Here is a 19,504-nt window from a genome sequence, read left to right on the forward strand (position 1 = left end):
CCCACTTACTCACTGCTTGATAAACCCTTTGTAATGGCGTTTTACCAGTTGGCTTTCTAGCTGCTTCATTGTTTCTAAAGCAACGCCGACAACGATTAACATACTCGTTCCACCGATCTGTGCAGATGGAGGAAGATTTCCCAATTTCGTAAAGATAACTGGTAAGATTGCAATCGCTGCTAGGAAAATTGATCCTACAAAGGTCAAACGATACAAGATTTTTGTTAGATATTGTTCCGTATTCTTACCCGGACGAATACCTGGAACATATCCACCTTGCTTGTTTAGATTCTCTGACATTTGCTCTGGATTAACCTGAACAAATGCATAGAAATATGTGAAGGCTACAATGAGCGCAACATATATGATCATTCCCACTGGGTGAGAATAGTTAAAGTTTGCAATAATCCACTGCGATACATCATGTTTCGGGAAGAACTGTGCAATAGTCGGAGGCGTAATTAAGAATGAAACAGCAAAAATTACTGGAATAACACCAGCACTATTTACCTTAAGCGGTAAATGTGTGTTTTGTGCTCCAGCATAACCACCATTTCCTCCTGTTACACGCTTCGCATATTGAATTGGGATCTTTCTAACAGCCTGTTGAATGAAAATAACACCCACAATAACTGCTAGCACAGCTAGTAAAATCAATGCAACTTTAACGATACTCATGAACAATTGATCTCCGATATTTTGAAACTGTTGCTGATACACTTGAGATATAACACTTGGGATCGCTGCGGCAATACCGCCAAAGATAAGGATGGAAATACCATTACCTACACCTTTAGCTGTAATCTGTTCACCTAACCACATTAAAAATGCAGTACCAGCAGTCAGTACCGTAGCAATGTATAAATAAGTGCTCCAACCTGGATTCAAAATTAATTGTCCACCTACCATACCGTTAAAACCGATTGACATACCAAACCCCTGAATAAACGCAAGAACAATTGTAAAGTAACGCGTGAATTGCGTTAATTTACGACGGCCCATTTCACCTTGCTTCGACCATTCCGAAAATTTAGGAACAACATCCATCTGCAATAATTGCACGATGATGGATGCTGTAATATACGGCATGATTCCCATCGCAAAGATGGAGAAGTTTTTCAAGGCTCCACCGCCAAATGTATTTAGAATACCTAAAGCATTTAATTGATCTTGTGCCTTCAGTACGTCTCCATTTGTAAATGGCACGGGGATAAACGTGCCAATCCTGAATACGATTAACATCGCTAAAGTGAATAATATTTTACGTCTTATCTCAGCAACGCGCATAAAGTTGGAGATTGTACGAAACATTAGATCACCTCAACTGATCCGCCAGCTGCTTCAATTGCTTCTTTAGCACTTGAAGAGAACTTGTGCGCTTTAACAGTTAGTTTTTTCTCTACTGCTCCGCTTGCAAGAACTTTAACACCGTCGTTTAACTTGCTGATAACGCCAGTTTCCAGCAATAATTCAGGTGTTACTTCTGTACCATCTTCAAAACGATTTAACGTTGATAAGTTTACAATAGCAAACTCTTTACGGTTAATGTTTGTGAAGCCGCGTTTTGGTAAACGACGGAATAATGGAGTTTGACCACCTTCGAAGCCAAGACGAACACCGCCGCCAGAACGTGCGTTTTGTCCTTTATGACCTTTACCAGCAGTTTTACCGTTACCAGAACCGATACCACGACCGACACGGTTACGTACTTTACGAGAACCTTCTGCAGGTTTTAATTCATGAAGTTTCATTCCCAGGCACCTCCTTATATTAATGAGTTATCCTTAAGCTTCTTTTACAGTTACAAGGTGAGAAACTTTGTTGATCATACCAAGAATAGCAGGAGTTTCTTCCTTAACTACAGTTGAATTCAACTTTTTAAGACCTAAAGCTTCTACCGTCGCACGTTGATCTTGTGGACGACCAATTACACTACGAGTGAGGGTAATTTCTAACTTTTTCGCCATTTGTTTTCCCTCCTTAACCTAGTAGCTCTTCTACAGATTTACCGCGTAATTTTGCAACATCTTCAGCGCGCTTAAGTTCGCTTAATCCGTTCACAGTAGCGCGAATCATGTTGATTGGTGTGTTAGAACCAAGAGATTTCGAAAGAATATCTTGTACACCAGCTAATTCAAGGACCGCACGAACAGGTCCACCAGCAATAACACCAGTACCCTCAGCAGCAGGTTTTAAGAATACTTCACCAGCGCCAAAATGACCGTTGATTGTGTGTGGAATTGTTGTACCAACTAATGGTACAGCGATTAAGTTTTTCTTAGCGTCTTCGATAGCTTTACGGATTGCGTCTGGTACCTCTTGTGCTTTACCAGTACCGAATCCAACATGACCGTTTTTATCGCCAACTACAACTAGTGCAGCAAAGCGGAAACGACGACCACCCTTAACAACTTTCGCGACACGATTTATCGTAACTACACGTTCTTCAAGTTCTAATTTACTTGGGTCAATGCGATGCATCAATTTTCCCTCCTTTGACCATTAAAATTGTAATCCAGCCTCACGAGCAGCTTCAGCTAGAGCTTTAACACGGCCATGGTATAAGTAACCACCGCGATCAAATACTACTTCTTTAACGCCTTTCTCTACAGCACGCTTAGCAACTGATTCTCCAACTTTCGTAGCAGCTTCAATATTGCTAGTACCGTTAAGAGCAAGGTCTTTATCAAGAGTAGATGCACTTACTAACGTTACACCATTCACATCATCAATAACTTGAGCGTAAATATGTTGGTTAGAACGGAACACGTTTAAACGTGGACGCTCTGCAGTACCAGTAAGTTTAGCACGTACACGTGCATGTCTTTTCTTACGAGTCGCATTTTTATCAGCTTTAGTGATCATTCTTGTCACTCCTTTCTCTCACCTAACGGGTTTACTTAGCAGTTTTACCTTCTTTACGACGAACAACTTCGCCTTCGTAACGAATACCTTTACCTTTGTAAGGCTCAGGAGCACGTACAGCACGGATGTTAGCAGCGAATTCGCCAACACGTTGCTTGTCGATACCTTTAATTACGATCTTAGTTGGTGCAGGTACTTCAACTTCAAGACCTGCTTCCGGAGTCATTTCTACTGGATGAGAATAACCTACGCTTAATACAAGTTTATCACCTTGTTTTTGAGCACGGTAACCAACACCGACTAATTCAAGTCCGCGTGCGAAACCTTCAGTTACACCTTCAACCATGTTTCCGATTAAAGCACGAGTTGTACCGTGTAATGCACGGTGTTCCTTCTGTTCAGATGGACGCTCAACTGTTAATGTATTCTCTTCAATTTTGATAAGCATATCAGCATTGAAAGTACGAGTTAATTCACCTTTAGGGCCTTTTACTGTTACAGTATTGTCTTCTGCAACTGTAATAGTAACACCTGCAGGGATTTCAAGAATCTTTTTACCAATACGAGACATGTGGTCACACCTCCGTTCGTTTTAAATATATATTACCAAACGTATGCTACTACTTCTCCACCAGTTTGTAATTGACGAGCGTCTTTGTCTGTCATTACTCCCTTAGATGTAGAAACAAGAGCGATACCTAATCCGTTAAGTACACGTGGTACTTCGTCAGCTTTAGCGTAAACGCGTAAGCCAGGTTTACTGATACGTTTTAATCCAGTGATTACACGTTCATTGTTTGCACCATATTTCAGGAAAATACGAAGGATACCTTGTTTGTTATCCTCGATGTATTCTACATCACGAATGAAACCTTCACGTTTTAAAAGTTCAGCGATCTCTTTTTTGATTTTAGAAGCAGGAACCTCTAATTTCTCATGACGTACCATGTTCGCATTACGGATGCGAGTAAGCATGTCTGCAATTGGATCTGTCATCACCATGTGTTTTACCTCCTTCCCATTTGTGGGTTTTACCAACTAGCTTTTTTAACACCAGGAATTTGACCTTTATATGCAAGTTCACGGAAACAAATACGGCAAAGTTTAAATTTGCGGTATACAGAATGCGGACGACCGCAGCGTTCGCAACGTGTATACTCTTGTACTTTAAACTTAGGAGTACGCTTTTGTTTCGCTATCATAGATTTTTTAGCCACGTTTTCGCCTCCTCTACTTAGCGTTGGCTTCCATTATTTTTGGAATGGCATACCGAATTGTGTTAACAGTTCACGAGCTTCTTCATCAGTTTTCGCTGTAGTAACGATTACGATGTCCATACCGCGGACTTTGCTTACTTTATCATAATCAATCTCAGGGAAAATAAGTTGCTCTTTAACACCTAATGTATAGTTTCCACGACCATCGAATGATTTCTTAGAAACACCACGGAAATCACGTACACGTGGTAAAGAAACTGATACTAATTTGTCGAAGAACTCATACATTTGCTCGCCGCGTAAAGTTACTTTCGCACCGATTGGCATACCTTCACGAAGACGGAAACCAGCGATTGATTTTTTAGCACGAGTTACAACAGGTTTTTGACCTGTGATTTGTGTTAATTCTTCTACTGCGTTGTCTAACGCTTTTGAGTTAGATACCGCGTCACCAACACCAGTGTTGATTACGATCTTTTCGATTTTTGGTACCTGCATTACAGATTTATAGTTAAACTTGCTCACTAGAGCAGGAGTAATTTCCTTTTGGAACTTCTCTTTAAGGCGATTCAATGAAGTGACCTCCTTTCTTAAGAAAATTATTTATCTAATAATTCACCAGATTTTTTTGCAATACGAACTTTTTTACCATCTTCTACTTTGAAGCCTACGCGAGTAGGTTCACCTGTTTTCGGATCTAAAATCATAACGTTAGAAACGTGAATAGGTGCTTCTTTAGTAATAATTCCACCTTGTGGATTTAATTGAGATGGCTTAGAGTGCTTCTTAACGATATTGACACCCTCAACGATAACACGGTTTTGCTTTGGGAAAGCCACAAGGATAACGCCTTGTTTTCCTTTGTCTTTACCAGTGATTACCTGTACTTTATCACCTTTTTTTACATGCATCTTAATTCTGCACCTCCTTAGCAAGGCAATACCTTAAATTATAGAACTTCTGGAGCTAAAGAAACGATCTTCATGAAGTTGCTATCACGTAATTCACGAGCTACTGGTCCGAAGATACGAGTACCACGTGGGCTCTTATCGTCTTTAATGATAACCGCTGCGTTTTCATCAAATTTGATGTAAGAACCGTCCGGACGACGAGCTCCGCTCTTCGTACGTACTACTACTGCTTTAACAACGTCACCTTTTTTAACAACGCCACCTGGTGTTGCTTGTTTTACCGTAGCAACGATAATGTCACCAATGTTAGCATATTTACGACCAGAGCCGCCTAATACTTTAATTGTTAAAAGTTCACGTGCACCAGAGTTGTCAGCAACTTTCAAACGAGATTCTTGTTGGATCATGTTATGAAACCTCCCTTCGGACTAAAAATTCCGATTCGTCTATTTAGATAATAACCGCTTCTTCAACGATTTCAACTAAACGGAAACGCTTAGTAGCAGAAAGCGGGCGAGTTTCCATGATTTTAACGATATCGCCAAGTTTCGCTTGGTTTTGCTCATCATGGGCTTTGTACTTCTTAGAATACTTAACACGTTTTCCGTACAAGGAATGAGTTTTGTAAGTTTCAACTAAAACTGTAATCGTTTTGTCCATTTTGTCAGACACTACACGACCAGTATAAACTTTGCGTTGGTTACGTTCGCTCACTATGCAAACCTCCCCTCAATTTATCGATTAATTCCGATCTCTCTTTCACGAACTACAGTTTTCATACGAGCAATTGCTTTACGCACTTCACGAATGCGAGTTGGATTCTCTAATTGTCCTGTAGCAAGTTGGAAGCGAAGATTAAACAACTCTTCCTTTAAAGCTTTAACTTTTGTTTCGATTTCGGCAGTGGTTAATTCACGAATATCATTAGTTTTCATTAGATTCACCACCATTTTCTTCACGTTTTACGAATTTACATTTCACAGGTAACTTGTGAGCTGCAAGACGTAATGCTTCGCGTGCTACCTCTTCAGATACACCCGCGATTTCGAACATAATTTTCCCAGGTTTTACTACTGCTACCCAGCCTTCTGGTGCCCCTTTACCGGAACCCATACGTACTTCTAGAGGTTTTGCAGTGTAAGGTTTAGAAGGGAAAATTTTAATCCATACTTTACCGCCACGTTTCATGTAACGAGTCATTGCACGACGAGCAGCTTCGATTTGACGGTTTGTAATCCATGAAGCAGCTTGTGCTTGTAAACCGAATTCACCGAAAGCAATTTCAGTTCCACCTTTAGCACGACCACGCATTTTACCACGATGCTCTCTACGATATTTTACGCGTTTTGGCATTAACATATTATTTTCCTCCTTCCTCAGAAGCTTTCTTTTTTGTAGGAAGGACTTCTCCACGGTAGATCCATACTTTTACGCCTAATTTACCGTATGTTGTATCAGCTTCAACTGCTGCATAGTCAATATCAGCGCGAAGTGTATGAAGTGGAACAGTTCCTTCACTGTAAGATTCTGCACGAGCGATATCAGCTCCGCCAAGACGACCAGAAACCTGTGTTTTAATACCTTTAGCACCTGCACGCATAGCACGTTGAATAACTTGCTTTTGTGCACGACGGAATGATACACGGTTTTCTAATTGACGAGCGATGTTTTCGCCTACTAATTTAGCGTTAAGATCAGCTCTCTTAACTTCTAAAATGTTGATGTGTACACGCTTGCCTGTTAATTGGTTAAGAGCTTTACGAAGTGCTTCAACTTCAGTACCACCTTTACCAATTACCATACCAGGTTTTGCAGTGTGAATTGTAACATTTACACGATTTGCTGCACGTTCGATTTCTACTTTAGCAACAGCAGAATCTTTTAAGCGTACATTAATGTACTCACGGATTTTGATGTCTTCATGTAATAATGTAGCGTAATCTTTCTCAGCGAACCAACGAGATTCCCAGTCACGGATAACGCCGACACGAAGACCAATTGGATTAACCTTTTGACCCATCGATTATCCCTCCTTCTTTTCTGATACCACAACTGTGATGTGGCTTGTGCGTTTGTTAATTTGGCTTGCACGACCCATTGCACGTGGACGGAAACGTTTTAACGTTGGACCTTCGTCAACGAAAACTTTTTCTACAACTAGGTTGTTAATGTCCATCTCATAATTGTGCTCTGCATTTGCGATTGCAGATTTTAAAACTTTTTCTACAACTGGAGAAGCAGTTTTTGGTGTGTGGTTAAGGATAGCAATCGCTTCACCCACTTGCTTACCTCGGATTAAGTCTACTACTAAACGAACTTTACGAGGAGCAATACGAACTGTTCTCGCTACTGCTTTAGCTTGCATTGAAGTGCCTCCTCTCATTATCTTCTAGTTTTCTTATCGTCAGCAAGGTGACCTTTGTACGTACGAGTTGGTGCGAATTCACCTAACTTATGGCCAACCATATCCTCAGTGATGTACACAGGTACGTGTTTACGACCATCATATACAGCGATTGTGTGTCCGATGAACTGAGGGAAGATTGTTGAACGGCGAGACCAAGTTTTAACAACTTGTTTTTGCTCAGATGCAACTAATTTTTCCATTTTGCTCATTAAGTGATCATCGACAAATGGTCCTTTTTTTAAGCTACGAGCCATTTTGGTGCCTCCCTTCGTGATTGGCGTACGGTTCTAGAAATGAACCGTACTACAATCCCATTATTTTTTACGACGACGAACGATAAATTTGTCAGACGCTTTGTTTTTCTTACGAGTCTTGAATCCAAGAGTTGGTTTACCCCATGGAGACATTGGAGACTTACGTCCGATTGGAGAACGTCCTTCACCACCACCGTGTGGGTGATCAACAGGGTTCATTACAGAACCACGAACTGTTGGGCGTTTACCTAACCAGCGAGAGCGACCTGCTTTACCGATTTTGATAAGTTCGTGTTGTTCGTTACCTACTTGACCGATTGAAGCGCGACAAGCAGATAATACAAGACGTACTTCACCAGAAGTTAAACGTACAAGTACGTATTTACCTTCTTTACCAAGTACTTGAGCAGATGTACCAGCAGAACGAACTAATTGTCCGCCACGACCAGGCTTAAGCTCGATGTTATGAACAACAGTACCTACTGGAATGTTGATTAATGGTAATGCGTTACCGATTTTAATGTCAGCTTCTGGGCCAGACATAACTTCCATACCTACTTCTAAAGATTTAGGAGCAAGAATGTAACGTTTTTCACCGTCAACGTAGTTAATTAATGCGATATTCGCAGAGCGGTTTGGATCGTATTCGATCGTAGCAACGCGTCCTGGAATTCCATCTTTGTTACGCTTAAAGTCGATGATACGGTATTGACGCTTATGTCCGCCACCTTGATGACGTACAGTGATTTTACCTTGGTTATTACGACCAGCCTTCTTGCTTAAAGGAGCAAGTAATGACTTTTCGGGTCTATCAGTCGTGATTTCAGCGAAATCATTCGTAGTCATATTACGACGACCGTTAGTAGTTGGATTATACTTTTTGATTCCCATCTCAATTTCCCTCCTTCTTTAGTAAGAATTAAACGCCTTGGAAGATTTCGATTTCTTTGCTGTCAGCAGTTAGCTTAACGATTGCTTTACGACGACGGCTAGTAAAACCAGCGTGACGACCAACGCGTTTTGCTTTCGGCTTGTAGTTCATGATGTTCACTTTTTCTACTTTAACACCAAAGATCGCTTCAAGAGCATCTTTAACTTCTGTTTTATTAGATTTAACGTCCACATCGAACGTGTATTTTTTTTCAGCCATCATTTCCATAGAACGTTCAGTGATAACTGGGCGCTTAATGATATCACGAGGATCTCTCATTATGCAAGCACCTCCTCTACTTTTTCCACTGCCGCTTTTGTCATGATTAGCTTATCATGATGAAGCACGTCTAAAACGTTTACGCCATCAGCAGTGATTACTGTTACTCCAGGGATATTGCGAGCAGATAACTCTACAGATTCGTTTGCATCAGCAGTTACGATAAGAGCTTTCTTCTCAACAGTTAATCCTTTAAGTACTGCTAGCATGTCTTTTGTTTTTGGTGCATTTAACACTAGGTCTTCAAGAACTACAATGTTGTTCTCAACTACTTTAGTAGCTAATGCAGATTTGATTGCTAAACGACGAACTTTCTTAGGAAGTTTGTACGCATAGCTTCTTGGTGTAGGTCCGAATACCGTACCACCACCACGCCATTGAGGAGAGCGGATAGACCCTTGACGAGCACGTCCAGTTCCTTTTTGACGCCATGGTTTACGACCACCACCGCGAACTTCAGAGCGAGTTTTTACTTTGTGTGTACCTTGACGTAAAGATGCACGTTGCATCATTACAGCTTCGAAAAGTACAGCTTCATTTGGTTCGATACCGAAAATAGCTTCAGCTAATTCGATTTCACCAACCTGTGAACCAGTTTGGTTATATACAGTAACTTTTGGCATTGGAATTCCTCCTTCCTATTGTGAATTATTTGCTAACCTTCACAGCGCCTTGAACAACTACAAGAGATTTCTTAGCACCTGGAACGTTACCTTTTACTAGTAATAAGTTGCGCTCAGTGTCAACTTGAACGATTTCTAAGTTTTGGATAGTAACTTGGTCTCCACCCATACGTCCAGCAAGTTTTTTGCCTTTGAATACACGGTTCGGAGCAACTGGGCCCATTGAACCTGGACGACGGTGATAGCGAGAACCATGAGACATAGGTCCGCGAGATTGTCCGTGGCGTTTGATAACACCTTGGAAACCTTTACCTTTAGAAATTCCTGTTACATCAACGATTTCACCTGTAGCGAATACGTCAACTTTTACCTCTTGACCAACCTCTAATCCGTCCACGTCTGCATCGCGGATTTCGCGAATGAAGCGCTTAGGAGTTGTAGATGCTTTAGCAGTGTGGCCTTGTTCAGGTTTGTTAGTTAACTTTTCACGTTTATCTTCAAATCCTAACTGGATTGCATTGTAGCCATCAGTTTCAGTTGTTTTCTTTTGAAGAACAACGTTTGGATTAGCAGCGATAACTGTTACTGGGATTAACTCACCGTTCTCAGCAAATACTTGAGTCATACCGATCTTTCTTCCTAAGATTCCTTTGGTCATGAGTTACACCTCCTACATTTTTAAGTTATATAAATTATAGTTTGATTTCGATATCTACACCAGATGGTAAGTCTAAACGCATTAATGAATCTACTGTTTGTGGAGTAGGACTCACGATGTCGATTAGACGTTTGTGCGTGCGCATTTCGAATTGCTCACGAGAATCTTTGTACTTATGAACAGCACGAAGAATTGTGTAAACAGTTTTTTCAGTTGGTAATGGGATCGGACCAGAAACTGTTGCCCCAGAACGCTTAGCTGTTTCTACAATTTTCTCAGCTGACTGATCAAGAATACGGTGATCGTAAGCTTTTAAACGGATACGAATTTTTTCTTTTGCCATTATTTTCCCTCCTTCGTTCGCCTATTTCTAAAATAGACCTTCTCCATGGAAATTTCCCCACACCATGCCATGGCAAAGCGGCCGGGTGTGTCAGCAACCTTCCACTTCATCGCAGTCAAAGACCAACATTGTCTATTATACAATGTTATTCGTCTAGATGCAAGCATCTTTTTGTTTGCATCTGCTTTTCTCTACTTTTGCTATTATACATGGCACTTTAAAGAATTTCAAGTTTTCATCTAACAGAATTCATTTTACAGTTTCTGGATTATCTTTTGTCGTTTTTATATTACTATAGAAGAAACTCGTCAAAACAAAAAACACCCTCTTCTTCCTTATATAAACGCAAACAAAAAACCTAAGGGATTTTCCCTTAGGTTTTTTTATATCAGTTAAGATTACTCAACGATAGTAGCAACTACACCGTAACCTACTGTACGTCCACCTTCACGAATAGAGAATTTAGTTCCCTCTTCGATAGCGATTGGAGCGATAAGTTCGATAGTCATTTCGATGTTGTCACCAGGCATTACCATTTCAGTACCTTCTGGTAATTGGATGATACCAGTTACGTCAGTTGTACGGAAGTAGAACTGAGGACGGTAGTTAGCGAAGAATGGAGTGTGACGTCCACCTTCTTCTTTAGATAATACGAAAACTTCAGCTTTGAATTTAGCGTGAGCTTTTACAGAACCGCTTTTTGCAAGTACTTGTCCACGTTGGATGTCTTCACGAGCAACCCCACGAAGTAAAGCACCGATGTTGTCTCCAGCTTGAGCTTGGTCAAGAAGTTTACGGAACATCTCTACACCAGTTACAGTTGTAGAAGCATTTTCTTCAGCAAGACCGATGATTTCTACTACGTCACCAACTTTAACGATACCGCGCTCAACACGACCAGTAGCAACTGTACCACGACCTGTGATAGAGAATACGTCCTCTACAGGCATTAAGAATGGTTTGTCAGTTTCACGTTCTGGAGTTGGGATGTAAGCATCAACTTCAGCCATTAATTCAATGATTTTTGCTTCCCAATCAGCTTCTCCTTGAAGAGCTTTAAGAGCAGAACCTTTGATTACAGGAATGTCGTCGCCTGGGAATCCGTATTCAGATAATAGGTCGCGAACTTCCATTTCTACTAATTCTAATAATTCTTCGTCATCTACCATGTCGCATTTGTTTAAGAATACAACGATGTAAGGAACACCTACTTGACGAGAAAGAAGGATGTGCTCACGTGTTTGAGGCATTGGGCCATCAGCAGCAGATACTACTAAGATACCGCCGTCCATTTGAGCAGCACCAGTGATCATGTTTTTAACATAGTCAGCGTGACCTGGGCAGTCAACGTGTGCATAGTGACGAGTTTCAGTTTCGTACTCAACGTGTGCAGTTGAGATTGTGATACCGCGCTCTCTTTCTTCTGGAGCAGCATCGATTTGATCGTATCCGCGTGCTTCAGCACCACCAGCTTTTGCAAGAACTGTAGTGATCGCAGCAGTTAATGTAGTTTTACCATGGTCAACGTGGCCGATTGTACCGATGTTAACATGGGGTTTAGAACGTTCGAATTTAGCTTTAGCCATTCTAAATTCCTCCTTAGTTTATATAGGTTATTTTATATTTAGACTAGAAAGTGAAACTTACGTCCCACTTTCTAAGCTTACATAAGTAGTTATACTTGAACAATCGATAAAAATCAATTATTCACCTTTATTTTTTTTGATAATTTCTTCAGAAACAGACTTTGGTACTTCTTCATAGTGGTCAAACACCATAGAGAATGTTCCGCGTCCTTGAGTGTTAGAACGTAATGACGTTGCATAACCGAACATTTCAGAAAGTGGAACCATAGCGCGAACAACTTGTGCGTTACCGCGAGCTTCCATACCTTCTACACGTCCACGACGAGATGTTACGTCACCCATAATGTCACCCATGTACTCTTCAGGAATTACAACTTCAACTTTCATCATTGGCTCAAGAATTACTGGGCTACATTTAGAAACCGCAGCTTTAAGTGCCATAGATGCAGCGATTTTGAACGCCATCTCAGATGAATCGACATCATGGTAAGATCCGTCAACTAATGCAGCTTTAATGTCAACTAGTGGATAACCAGCTAGTACACCATTTTTAAGTGCATCTTCAAGACCTGCTCCAACAGCTGGGATGTATTCACGAGGAACTACACCACCGACGATCTTGTTTTCGAATTCGAATCCTTTACCTTCTTCGTTAGGTTCAAACTCAATCCAAACGTGACCGAATTGTCCACGACCACCAGATTGACGAGCGAACTTACCTTCAACTTTCGCAGCAGCGCGGAAAGTCTCACGGTATGCTACCTGAGGAGCACCAACGTTTGCTTCCACTTTGAATTCACGACGCATACGGTCAACGATGATATCAAGGTGAAGTTCACCCATACCAGCGATGATAGTTTGGCCAGTTTCTTGGTCAGTGTGAGCACGGAATGTTGGATCTTCTTCAGAAAGCTTAGATAATGCTGTACCCATTTTATCTTGGTCAGCTTTAGATTTTGGTTCGATAGCTACAGAGATAACTGGCTCTGGGAATTCCATAGACTCAAGGATAACAAGGCTCTTCTCGTCACAAAGAGTATCACCAGTAGTAGTATCTTTTAAACCTACAGCAGCAGCGATATCACCAGCGTAAACTGTTGAAATCTCTTCACGGCTGTTAGCGTGCATTTGTAGGATACGACCTACACGCTCACGCTTACCTTTAGTTGAGTTTTTCACGTATGATCCAGAGTTTAACACACCAGAGTACACACGGAAGAACGTTAACTTACCAACATAAGGGTCAGTCATGATTTTGAATGCTAAAGCTGCGAATGGTTCTTCATCGCTAGACTTACGTTCTACTTCTTCATCTGTATCCGGTAGAGTACCTTTAATAGCAGGTACATCTAGTGGTGATGGAAGGTAGTCGATAACTGCGTCTAACAGAATTTGAACACCTTTGTTTTTGAATGCAGAACCACAGATTACTGGGAAGAATTCTACAGAAGTTGTAGCCTTACGGATACCAGCTTTAAGCTCTTCTACAGTGATTTCTTCACCTTCTAGGTACTTCATCATCATTTCTTCATCAAGCTCAGCTACCGCTTCAATAAGTTTTCCACGGTATTCTTCAGCTAATTCTTTGTGCTCTTCAGGAATTTCAACACGTTGAATGTCTGTTCCTAAATCGTTACCGTACATGTAAGCACACTCTTCAACAAGGTCAATGATACCATTGAACTCATCTTCAGCACCGATTGGTAACTGAATTGGATGTGCGTTTGCTTGTAAACGATCGTGGATTGTTCCTACAGAGTATAAGAAATCTGCACCGATCTTATCCATTTTGTTAACGAATACGATACGAGGTACGCCGTAAGTAGTAGCCTGACGCCAAACAGTTTCTGTTTGTGGTTCTACACCAGATTGCGCATCAAGTACCGCTACAGCGCCATCAAGTACGCGTAAAGAACGTTCTACTTCTACTGTGAAATCTACGTGTCCTGGAGTATCAATGATGTTTACACGATGACCTTTCCATTGTGCTGTAGTTGCAGCAGAAGTAATTGTGATACCACGCTCTTGCTCTTGCTCCATCCAGTCCATCTGAGATGCACCTTCGTGAGTTTCACCGATTTTATGAATACGTCCTGTGTAGTACAGAATACGCTCAGTTGCTGTTGTTTTACCAGCATCGATGTGAGCCATGATACCAATATTACGAGTGTTTTCTAAAGAGAACTCTCTTGCCATTTGGTGTCTTGCTCCTTCCATATATGGATTGGATTTTTTTATTTTAAGTAGCAAAAAAGCCACTTTATATTGTTACACATGTCAGTATGTCCAGTACTCTCATTATGTAAAACGAGCGCCCGATGAAAGGGAGAGGCATTCTCCCTCTCCACACTTCCATAAGCGACAAATAAAGCGGTTTATGCTTACATTTATTTTACGTTGAATCCTACCAACGGTAATGAGCAAATGCTTTGTTAGCTTCTGCCATTTTATGAGTGTCTTCACGTTTCTTAACAGATGCACCAGCGTTGTTAGCTGCATCTAAGATTTCGTTAGCAAGACGCTCTTCCATAGTTTTTTCACCACGAAGACGAGCGTAGTTTACTAACCAACGAAGACCTAAAGTTGTACGGCGTTCTGGACGAACCTCAACTGGAACTTGGTAGTTAGCACCACCAACACGACGAGCGCGTACTTCAAGAACAGGCATGATGTTCTTAAGAGCTTGCTCGAATACTTCCATTGGCTCTTTACCAGTACGTTCGTTTACGATATCGAACGCATTATAAAGAATTGTTTGAGATTTACCTTTTTTACCGTCAACCATCATTTTGTTGATAAGGCGTGTTACTAGCTTCGAATTGTACATTGGATCTGGTAACACGTCACGTTTCGCAACAGGTCCTTTACGAGGCATATTGAGTTCCTCCTTTCATTTTAAAGTTATTATTTTTTAGCAGGTTTTGGTCTCTTAGTACCATATTTAGAACGTCCTTGCATACGTTTGTCAACACCAGCTGTGTCAAGCGCACCACGAACGATGTGGTAACGTACCCCCGGTAAATCCTTTACACGACCACCGCGAATTAATACTACGCTATGCTCTTGTAGGTTATGACCGATACCTGGGATGTAAGCTGTAACCTCGATACCGTTTGTTAAACGTACACGAGCGTATTTACGTAACGCTGAGTTAGGTTTCTTTGGAGTCATTGTACCAACACGAGTACATACACCACGTTTTTGAGGTGCAGAGATATCAGTTGATTTTTTCTTTAAAGAGTTAAAACCTTTGTTTAACGCAGGTGATTTAGATTTCCATACTTTATCAGTACGACCATTTCTCACTAATTGGTTAATAGTAGGCATTTGATTATCCTCCCTTCGCATGTTTGTATGACCACATATCCAGGTGGTTCATTATTAGTTGAAAACAAAGTTTTTGCAAGGAAGAGCAAATGCTCTCTCCTCACAAAAACAGTTTTAACTTATTATTCCTATTGCTGAAGCTCCCACTTGAATCCCCGAAGCTTTACCAAGCTTACGAACTGATTCAACTTTTGTTATGGGCACGTTATATTGCATTGCAACACGAATGATAGCATGGGTTAACCGCATGTCAGCATCCTCTGCGATGACAACTTCTTTAACTGTACCATTTTTGATTGCCTCCAATGTACGTTTATGACCAACGACTACATTTTCAGCAGTTGATACTTTTTGATAAGACATATAAATATCCTCCAAAGCATCGTTCAGGAGCAACCTTGATTATAGTAACATTTTGACTCATACAATGTCAACTAAGATTAATTGTTTTTATACAAAATTTATGCCGGAAAATTTTACTGTTCCACATAAACCTCATCGTTTTCTACATTCATGTCATCTTGTGTTGTTTTTACAAGATCCACTTTGCGATAACGATTCATACCTGTTCCAGCAGGAACAAGTTTACCGATAATAACATTTTCTTTTAACCCTAGAAGTTCATCGCGTTTACCCTTAATTGCTGCATCAGTTAAGACACGAGTTGTTTCTTGGAACGATGCTGCAGATAAGAATGAATCTGTTTCAAGTGAAGCTTTTGTAATACCAAGTAGAACAGGTCTAGCTGTTGCTGGTTGCTTACCTTGCAGTAAGACCTTAGCATTCGCATCAGTGAACTGATGGATATCTAGTAATGTTCCTGGTAATACATCTGTTTCACCTGCATCACTTACACGAACTTTACGTAACATTTGACGTACCATTACTTCTACGTGTTTGTCACCAATTTCTACCCCTTGCATACGGTATACTTTTTGAACTTCACGTAATAAGTATTCTTGAACCGCCGTAATGTCCGTTACTTTTAGTAATTCTTTCGGATCAATAGAACCTTCTGTTAACTCTTTACCGTGGCTAATTGGCTGTCCTGGAGTTACTTTCAGACGAGCACCGTAAGGAATAGCATACGTACGAGCTTCAACTTCACCCTGTACAACTACTTCTTGGCGATCTTTAACGTCGTTGATCGCTGCGATAACACCGTCGATTTCACTGATAACTGCCTGACCTTTCGGATTACGAGCTTCGAAGATCTCTTGGATACGAGGTAAACCTTGAGTAATATCATCTCCGGCAACCCCACCTGTATGGAATGTACGCATCGTTAACTGTGTACCTGGCTCACCGATAGATTGAGCTGCGATAATACCTACCGCTTCTCCTACTTCTACGTCTGTTCCAGTTGCTAAGTTACGACCGTAACACTTCTTACATACACCGTGGCGAGTGTTACACGTAAACGCTGAACGAATGTTTACAGTTTCAACACCCGAATTTTCAACGATATGAGCGATATCTTCAGTAATTAATTGATTTTCAGCAACTAATACTTCACCTGTTTCAGGATGTTTTACAGTTTTTCTTGCAAAACGTCCAACAAGACGATCATATAATGACTCGATAACTTCATTACCCTCTTTAATCGCACCAATTAATAAACCGCGATCTGTTCCACAATCATCTTCACGAACGATTACATCTTGTGCAACGTCAACAAGACGACGTGTTAAGTAACCAGAATCGGCAGTTTTAAGTGCTGTATCGGCAAGACCTTTACGCGCACCATGCGTAGAGATGAAGTACTCAAGTACTGTTAAACCTTCACGGAAACTCGATTTGATTGGAAGTTCGATGATACGACCAGATGGATTGGCCATAAGACCACGCATACCAGCAAGCTGAGTAAAGTTAGATGCGTTACCACGGGCACCTGAGTCACTCATCATGAAGATTGGGTTGCGTTTATTCAAGGATTTCATCAGTTTTCCTTGGATAACATCTTTTGCATTACTCCAAATAGAGATAACGCGATCGTAACGTTCTTCTTCCGTGATTAAACCGCGACGGAATTGTTTAATTACATTATCTACTTTTGCTTGTGCTTCGTGGAGAATTTCATCTTTTTCGCCTAATACAAGAATGTCAGATACCCCAACTGTAATACCAGCTTTTGTAGAGTACTTGAATCCTAAGTTTTTCATACGGTCAAGCATGCGAGACGTTTCTGTAATTTGGAAACGTTTGAACACTTCCGCAATGATGTTACCAAGGATCTTCTTGCTAAATGGCGCCACTTCTTCGCGACTAGCAATAATTTCTTTAATGTTCGCACCTTTTTCAACGAAATATTTCGCTGGTGTTTCTTTTTCAAGGTTTGAATTTGTTGGTTCATTAATATAAGGGAACGACTCTGGTAAGATTTCGTTAAATATTAATTTACCAACTGTTGTTAATAGAAGCATACTCTTTTGCTCTTCAGTAAATGTTGCGTTGTTTACTGCACTTGCAGCTACTGCAACACGTGTATGAAGATGAACATATCCATTTTGATATGCAAGCAATGCTTCATTTGCATCTTTGAAGACCATACCTTCACCGATTGCACCTTCACGCTCAAGTGTTAAGTAATAGTTACCTAATACCATATCCTGAGATGGAGTAACAACTGGTTTACCGTCTTTCGGGTTCAAGATGTTTTGTGCCGCTAACATAAGAAGACGAGCTTCAGCTTGAGCTTCTGATGATAAAGGTACGTGAACGGCCATTTGGTCACCGTCAAAGTCCGCGTTGTATGCAGTACATACAAGTGGGTGAAGACGGATTGCGCGACCTTCTACTAATGTAGGTTCAAACGCCTGGATACCAAGACGGTGAAGTGTTGGTGCGCGGTTTAGAAGTACCGGATGTTCTTTAATCACAGACTCTAAAACGTCCCAAACTTCAGGTTGTACACGCTCGATTTTACGTTTCGCACTCTTAATGTTATGTGCTAATCCTTTTTCAACTAACTCTTTCATTACGAAAGGTTTGAACAGTTCAAGCGCCATTTCTTTTGGTAATCCACATTGATACATCTTTAAGTTCGGTCCTACAACGATTACAGAACGACCAGAGTAGTCAACACGTTTACCTAATAAGTTTTGACGGAAACGTCCTTGTTTACCTTTAAGCATGTGAGATAGTGATTTTAATGGACGGTTACCTGGCCCAGTAACTGGACGGCCACGACGACCATTATCGATTAATGCGTCTACAGCTTCTTGTAACATACGTTTTTCGTTTTGAACGATGATGCTTGGTGCACCTAAGTCCAATAGACGTTTTAAACGGTTGTTACGGTTAATTACACGACGGTATAAGTCGTTTAAGTCAGAAGTAGCAAAACGTCCACCGTCTAACTGTACCATTGGGCGTAGTTCTGGTGGGATTACTGGTAGAACATCTAGGATCATCCAAGACGGTTCATTTCCAGAGTTACGGAATGCTTCTAATACTTCTAGACGTTTAATAGCACGAGTACGGCGTTGTCCTTGTGCTGTTTTTAATTCTTCTTTTAAGAAGTCTACTTCTTTATCTAAATCGATGTCTTGTAGTAGCTTTTTAATTGCTTCTGCACCCATAGCAGCTTGGAATGTGCTACCATATCGATCACGATATGCACGGTATTCTTTTTCAGAAAGTAATTGCTTCTTATCAAGTGGTGTATCTCCACTTTCTGTTACAACATAAGAAGCGAAATAAATTACTTCTTCAAGCGCGCGAGGGGACATGTCTAAGACAAGTCCCATGCGGCTCGGGATACCTTTGAAATACCAAATATGAGATACAGGAGCAGCTAATTCGATATGACCCATACGTTCACGACGTACTTTTGCACGCGTTACTTCAACGCCACATCGATCACAAACTACACCTTTATAACGTACACGTTTGTATTTTCCGCAATGACATTCCCAGTCCTTTTGTGGTCCGAAAATACGCTCACAGAACAAGCCATCTTTTTCAGGCTTTAACGTACGATAGTTAATAGTTTCTGGTTTCTTAACTTCACCGTATGACCAAGAACGAATCTTGTCAGGTGAAGCAAGTCCAATCTTCATATATTCAAAGTTATTTACATCTATCAAGGGGCCTACCTCCCT

At 40.9% G+C, this 19,504-nt stretch carries 28 protein-coding genes; all 28 read right to left on the reverse strand.

Annotated elements, in window-relative coordinates:
* Positions 1 to 9: 9 nt before the first annotated feature.
* Positions 10 to 1,311, reverse strand: coding sequence for a preprotein translocase subunit SecY (gene secY / locus ACZDYH_RS28000; RefSeq protein ID WP_000490117.1), 1,302 nt, complete (start codon positions 1,309 to 1,311; stop codon positions 10 to 12).
* Positions 1,311 to 1,751, reverse strand: coding sequence for a 50S ribosomal protein L15 (gene rplO / locus ACZDYH_RS28005; RefSeq protein ID WP_000766081.1), 441 nt, complete (start codon positions 1,749 to 1,751; stop codon positions 1,311 to 1,313). Before rplO ends, secY begins: the two co-directional genes overlap by 1 nt.
* 33 nt (positions 1,752 to 1,784) lie before the next feature.
* Positions 1,785 to 1,967 carry a 50S ribosomal protein L30 gene (gene rpmD, locus ACZDYH_RS28010; protein ID WP_001085234.1) on the reverse strand — a complete coding sequence of 61 codons (183 nt, stop codon included), beginning with the start codon at positions 1,965 to 1,967 and terminating at the stop codon, positions 1,785 to 1,787.
* A 13-nt stretch (positions 1,968 to 1,980) separates the two neighbouring features.
* Complete coding sequence (rpsE, locus tag ACZDYH_RS28015) at positions 1,981 to 2,481, reverse strand: 30S ribosomal protein S5 (RefSeq protein ID WP_000554646.1); 501 nt, start codon at positions 2,479 to 2,481, stop codon at positions 1,981 to 1,983.
* 21 nt (positions 2,482 to 2,502) lie between these two features.
* Positions 2,503 to 2,865, reverse strand: a complete 363-nt coding sequence (gene rplR, locus ACZDYH_RS28020) for a 50S ribosomal protein L18 (protein WP_000628816.1) — start codon at positions 2,863 to 2,865, stop codon at positions 2,503 to 2,505.
* A 31-nt stretch (positions 2,866 to 2,896) separates the two neighbouring features.
* Positions 2,897 to 3,436, reverse strand: a complete 540-nt coding sequence (rplF, locus tag ACZDYH_RS28025) for a 50S ribosomal protein L6 (RefSeq protein ID WP_000086558.1) — start codon at positions 3,434 to 3,436, stop codon at positions 2,897 to 2,899.
* Between the two features lie 32 nt (positions 3,437 to 3,468).
* Positions 3,469 to 3,867 (reverse strand): 30S ribosomal protein S8, encoded by a 399-nt coding sequence (gene rpsH / locus ACZDYH_RS28030; protein WP_000245511.1) that lies wholly within the window; start codon positions 3,865 to 3,867, stop codon positions 3,469 to 3,471.
* A gap of 29 nt (positions 3,868 to 3,896) precedes the next feature.
* A complete protein-coding gene (rpsN, locus tag ACZDYH_RS28035; RefSeq protein WP_001085700.1) occupies positions 3,897 to 4,082 on the reverse strand; it encodes a 30S ribosomal protein S14 in 186 nt (61 codons plus the stop codon).
* 33 nt (positions 4,083 to 4,115) lie between these two features.
* Positions 4,116 to 4,655, reverse strand: a complete 540-nt coding sequence (rplE, locus tag ACZDYH_RS28040) for a 50S ribosomal protein L5 (protein WP_001080831.1) — start codon at positions 4,653 to 4,655, stop codon at positions 4,116 to 4,118.
* A 26-nt stretch (positions 4,656 to 4,681) separates the two neighbouring features.
* The gene (gene rplX, locus ACZDYH_RS28045) at positions 4,682 to 4,993 is read right to left on the reverse strand and encodes a 50S ribosomal protein L24 (RefSeq protein ID WP_000558200.1); all 312 of its coding nucleotides are present in this window, start codon (positions 4,991 to 4,993) and stop codon (positions 4,682 to 4,684) included.
* A gap of 38 nt (positions 4,994 to 5,031) precedes the next feature.
* Positions 5,032 to 5,400 carry a 50S ribosomal protein L14 gene (rplN, locus tag ACZDYH_RS28050; RefSeq protein ID WP_000615912.1) on the reverse strand — a complete coding sequence of 123 codons (369 nt, stop codon included), beginning with the start codon at positions 5,398 to 5,400 and terminating at the stop codon, positions 5,032 to 5,034.
* A gap of 43 nt (positions 5,401 to 5,443) precedes the next feature.
* Complete coding sequence (gene rpsQ / locus ACZDYH_RS28055; protein WP_000004106.1) at positions 5,444 to 5,707, reverse strand: 30S ribosomal protein S17; 264 nt, start codon at positions 5,705 to 5,707, stop codon at positions 5,444 to 5,446.
* A gap of 20 nt (positions 5,708 to 5,727) precedes the next feature.
* Positions 5,728 to 5,928 carry a 50S ribosomal protein L29 gene (rpmC, locus tag ACZDYH_RS28060; protein WP_000855718.1) on the reverse strand — a complete coding sequence of 67 codons (201 nt, stop codon included), beginning with the start codon at positions 5,926 to 5,928 and terminating at the stop codon, positions 5,728 to 5,730.
* Positions 5,918 to 6,352, reverse strand: a complete 435-nt coding sequence (rplP, locus tag ACZDYH_RS28065; RefSeq protein WP_000928969.1) for a 50S ribosomal protein L16 — start codon at positions 6,350 to 6,352, stop codon at positions 5,918 to 5,920. The genes rpmC and rplP overlap by 11 nt, the downstream gene beginning before the upstream one ends.
* Before the next feature lies 1 nt (position 6,353).
* Positions 6,354 to 7,013, reverse strand: a complete 660-nt coding sequence (rpsC, locus tag ACZDYH_RS28070; RefSeq protein ID WP_000529956.1) for a 30S ribosomal protein S3 — start codon at positions 7,011 to 7,013, stop codon at positions 6,354 to 6,356.
* A gap of 3 nt (positions 7,014 to 7,016) precedes the next feature.
* A complete protein-coding gene (gene rplV, locus ACZDYH_RS28075) occupies positions 7,017 to 7,358 on the reverse strand; it encodes a 50S ribosomal protein L22 (RefSeq protein WP_001148024.1) in 342 nt (113 codons plus the stop codon).
* Between the two features lie 17 nt (positions 7,359 to 7,375).
* A complete protein-coding gene (rpsS, locus tag ACZDYH_RS28080) occupies positions 7,376 to 7,654 on the reverse strand; it encodes a 30S ribosomal protein S19 (protein WP_000124454.1) in 279 nt (92 codons plus the stop codon).
* Positions 7,655 to 7,714: 60 nt separating this feature from the next.
* Positions 7,715 to 8,545, reverse strand: coding sequence for a 50S ribosomal protein L2 (rplB, locus tag ACZDYH_RS28085; protein WP_000511583.1), 831 nt, complete (start codon positions 8,543 to 8,545; stop codon positions 7,715 to 7,717).
* Between the two features lie 28 nt (positions 8,546 to 8,573).
* A complete protein-coding gene (gene rplW, locus ACZDYH_RS28090) occupies positions 8,574 to 8,864 on the reverse strand; it encodes a 50S ribosomal protein L23 (RefSeq protein WP_001205558.1) in 291 nt (96 codons plus the stop codon).
* Positions 8,864 to 9,487 (reverse strand): 50S ribosomal protein L4, encoded by a 624-nt coding sequence (gene rplD / locus ACZDYH_RS28095; RefSeq protein ID WP_001127258.1) that lies wholly within the window; start codon positions 9,485 to 9,487, stop codon positions 8,864 to 8,866. The genes rplW and rplD overlap by 1 nt, the downstream gene beginning before the upstream one ends.
* Before the next feature lie 25 nt (positions 9,488 to 9,512).
* A complete protein-coding gene (gene rplC / locus ACZDYH_RS28100; protein ID WP_000160207.1) occupies positions 9,513 to 10,145 on the reverse strand; it encodes a 50S ribosomal protein L3 in 633 nt (210 codons plus the stop codon).
* A 34-nt stretch (positions 10,146 to 10,179) separates the two neighbouring features.
* Complete coding sequence (gene rpsJ / locus ACZDYH_RS28105) at positions 10,180 to 10,488, reverse strand: 30S ribosomal protein S10 (RefSeq protein ID WP_001040596.1); 309 nt, start codon at positions 10,486 to 10,488, stop codon at positions 10,180 to 10,182.
* A gap of 398 nt (positions 10,489 to 10,886) precedes the next feature.
* On the reverse strand, positions 10,887 to 12,074 hold the full coding sequence (gene tuf / locus ACZDYH_RS28110) for an elongation factor Tu (protein WP_001029614.1): 1,188 nt from the start codon (positions 12,072 to 12,074) through the stop codon (positions 10,887 to 10,889).
* 117 nt (positions 12,075 to 12,191) lie between these two features.
* Positions 12,192 to 14,270, reverse strand: a complete 2,079-nt coding sequence (gene fusA, locus ACZDYH_RS28115) for an elongation factor G (RefSeq protein ID WP_000090370.1) — start codon at positions 14,268 to 14,270, stop codon at positions 12,192 to 12,194.
* Positions 14,271 to 14,478: 208 nt separating this feature from the next.
* Entirely contained in the window at positions 14,479 to 14,949 is a 471-nt protein-coding gene (rpsG, locus tag ACZDYH_RS28120) for a 30S ribosomal protein S7 (protein WP_001137491.1), read from the reverse strand.
* 29 nt (positions 14,950 to 14,978) lie between these two features.
* The gene (gene rpsL, locus ACZDYH_RS28125; RefSeq protein ID WP_001142341.1) at positions 14,979 to 15,401 is read right to left on the reverse strand and encodes a 30S ribosomal protein S12; all 423 of its coding nucleotides are present in this window, start codon (positions 15,399 to 15,401) and stop codon (positions 14,979 to 14,981) included.
* A gap of 114 nt (positions 15,402 to 15,515) precedes the next feature.
* The gene (locus tag ACZDYH_RS28130) at positions 15,516 to 15,764 is read right to left on the reverse strand and encodes a 50S ribosomal protein L7ae-like protein (RefSeq protein WP_000121837.1); all 249 of its coding nucleotides are present in this window, start codon (positions 15,762 to 15,764) and stop codon (positions 15,516 to 15,518) included.
* A gap of 113 nt (positions 15,765 to 15,877) precedes the next feature.
* Complete coding sequence (rpoC, locus tag ACZDYH_RS28135) at positions 15,878 to 19,489, reverse strand: DNA-directed RNA polymerase subunit beta' (RefSeq protein WP_000567939.1); 3,612 nt, start codon at positions 19,487 to 19,489, stop codon at positions 15,878 to 15,880.
* Positions 19,490 to 19,504 lie beyond the last annotated feature (15 nt).

This window comes from Bacillus sp. EB V-12 (assembly GCF_056158125.1).

Excerpts from the sequence above, each read along its gene's own strand:
- secY (WP_000490117.1), bottom strand. The coding sequence starts at position 1,311 with ATGTTTCGTACAATCTCCAACTTTATGCGCGTTGCTGAGATAAGACGT.
- rplO (WP_000766081.1), bottom strand. The coding sequence starts at position 1,751 with ATGAAACTTCATGAATTAAAACCTGCAGAAGGTTCTCGTAAAGTACGT.
- rpmD (WP_001085234.1), bottom strand. The coding sequence starts at position 1,967 with ATGGCGAAAAAGTTAGAAATTACCCTCACTCGTAGTGTAATTGGTCGT.
- rpsE (WP_000554646.1), bottom strand. The coding sequence starts at position 2,481 with ATGCATCGCATTGACCCAAGTAAATTAGAACTTGAAGAACGTGTAGTT.
- rplR (WP_000628816.1), bottom strand. The coding sequence starts at position 2,865 with ATGATCACTAAAGCTGATAAAAATGCGACTCGTAAGAAAAGACATGCA.
- rplF (WP_000086558.1), bottom strand. The coding sequence starts at position 3,436 with ATGTCTCGTATTGGTAAAAAGATTCTTGAAATCCCTGCAGGTGTTACT.
- rpsH (WP_000245511.1), bottom strand. The coding sequence starts at position 3,867 with ATGGTGATGACAGATCCAATTGCAGACATGCTTACTCGCATCCGTAAT.
- rplX (WP_000558200.1), bottom strand. The coding sequence starts at position 4,993 with ATGCATGTAAAAAAAGGTGATAAAGTACAGGTAATCACTGGTAAAGAC.
- rplN (WP_000615912.1), bottom strand. The coding sequence starts at position 5,400 with ATGATCCAACAAGAATCTCGTTTGAAAGTTGCTGACAACTCTGGTGCA.
- rpmC (WP_000855718.1), bottom strand. The coding sequence starts at position 5,928 with ATGAAAACTAATGATATTCGTGAATTAACCACTGCCGAAATCGAAACA.
- rplP (WP_000928969.1), bottom strand. The coding sequence starts at position 6,352 with ATGTTAATGCCAAAACGCGTAAAATATCGTAGAGAGCATCGTGGTAAA.
- rpsC (WP_000529956.1), bottom strand. The coding sequence starts at position 7,013 with ATGGGTCAAAAGGTTAATCCAATTGGTCTTCGTGTCGGCGTTATCCGT.
- rplV (WP_001148024.1), bottom strand. The coding sequence starts at position 7,358 with ATGCAAGCTAAAGCAGTAGCGAGAACAGTTCGTATTGCTCCTCGTAAA.
- rpsS (WP_000124454.1), bottom strand. The coding sequence starts at position 7,654 with ATGGCTCGTAGCTTAAAAAAAGGACCATTTGTCGATGATCACTTAATG.
- rplB (WP_000511583.1), bottom strand. The coding sequence starts at position 8,545 with ATGGGAATCAAAAAGTATAATCCAACTACTAACGGTCGTCGTAATATG.
- rplW (WP_001205558.1), bottom strand. The coding sequence starts at position 8,864 with ATGAGAGATCCTCGTGATATCATTAAGCGCCCAGTTATCACTGAACGT.
- rplD (WP_001127258.1), bottom strand. The coding sequence starts at position 9,487 with ATGCCAAAAGTTACTGTATATAACCAAACTGGTTCACAGGTTGGTGAA.
- rplC (WP_000160207.1), bottom strand. The coding sequence starts at position 10,145 with ATGACCAAAGGAATCTTAGGAAGAAAGATCGGTATGACTCAAGTATTT.
- rpsJ (WP_001040596.1), bottom strand. The coding sequence starts at position 10,488 with ATGGCAAAAGAAAAAATTCGTATCCGTTTAAAAGCTTACGATCACCGT.
- tuf (WP_001029614.1), bottom strand. The coding sequence starts at position 12,074 with ATGGCTAAAGCTAAATTCGAACGTTCTAAACCCCATGTTAACATCGGT.
- fusA (WP_000090370.1), bottom strand. The coding sequence starts at position 14,270 with ATGGCAAGAGAGTTCTCTTTAGAAAACACTCGTAATATTGGTATCATG.
- rpsG (WP_001137491.1), bottom strand. The coding sequence starts at position 14,949 with ATGCCTCGTAAAGGACCTGTTGCGAAACGTGACGTGTTACCAGATCCA.
- rpsL (WP_001142341.1), bottom strand. The coding sequence starts at position 15,401 with ATGCCTACTATTAACCAATTAGTGAGAAATGGTCGTACTGATAAAGTA.
- ACZDYH_RS28130 (WP_000121837.1), bottom strand. The coding sequence starts at position 15,764 with ATGTCTTATCAAAAAGTATCAACTGCTGAAAATGTAGTCGTTGGTCAT.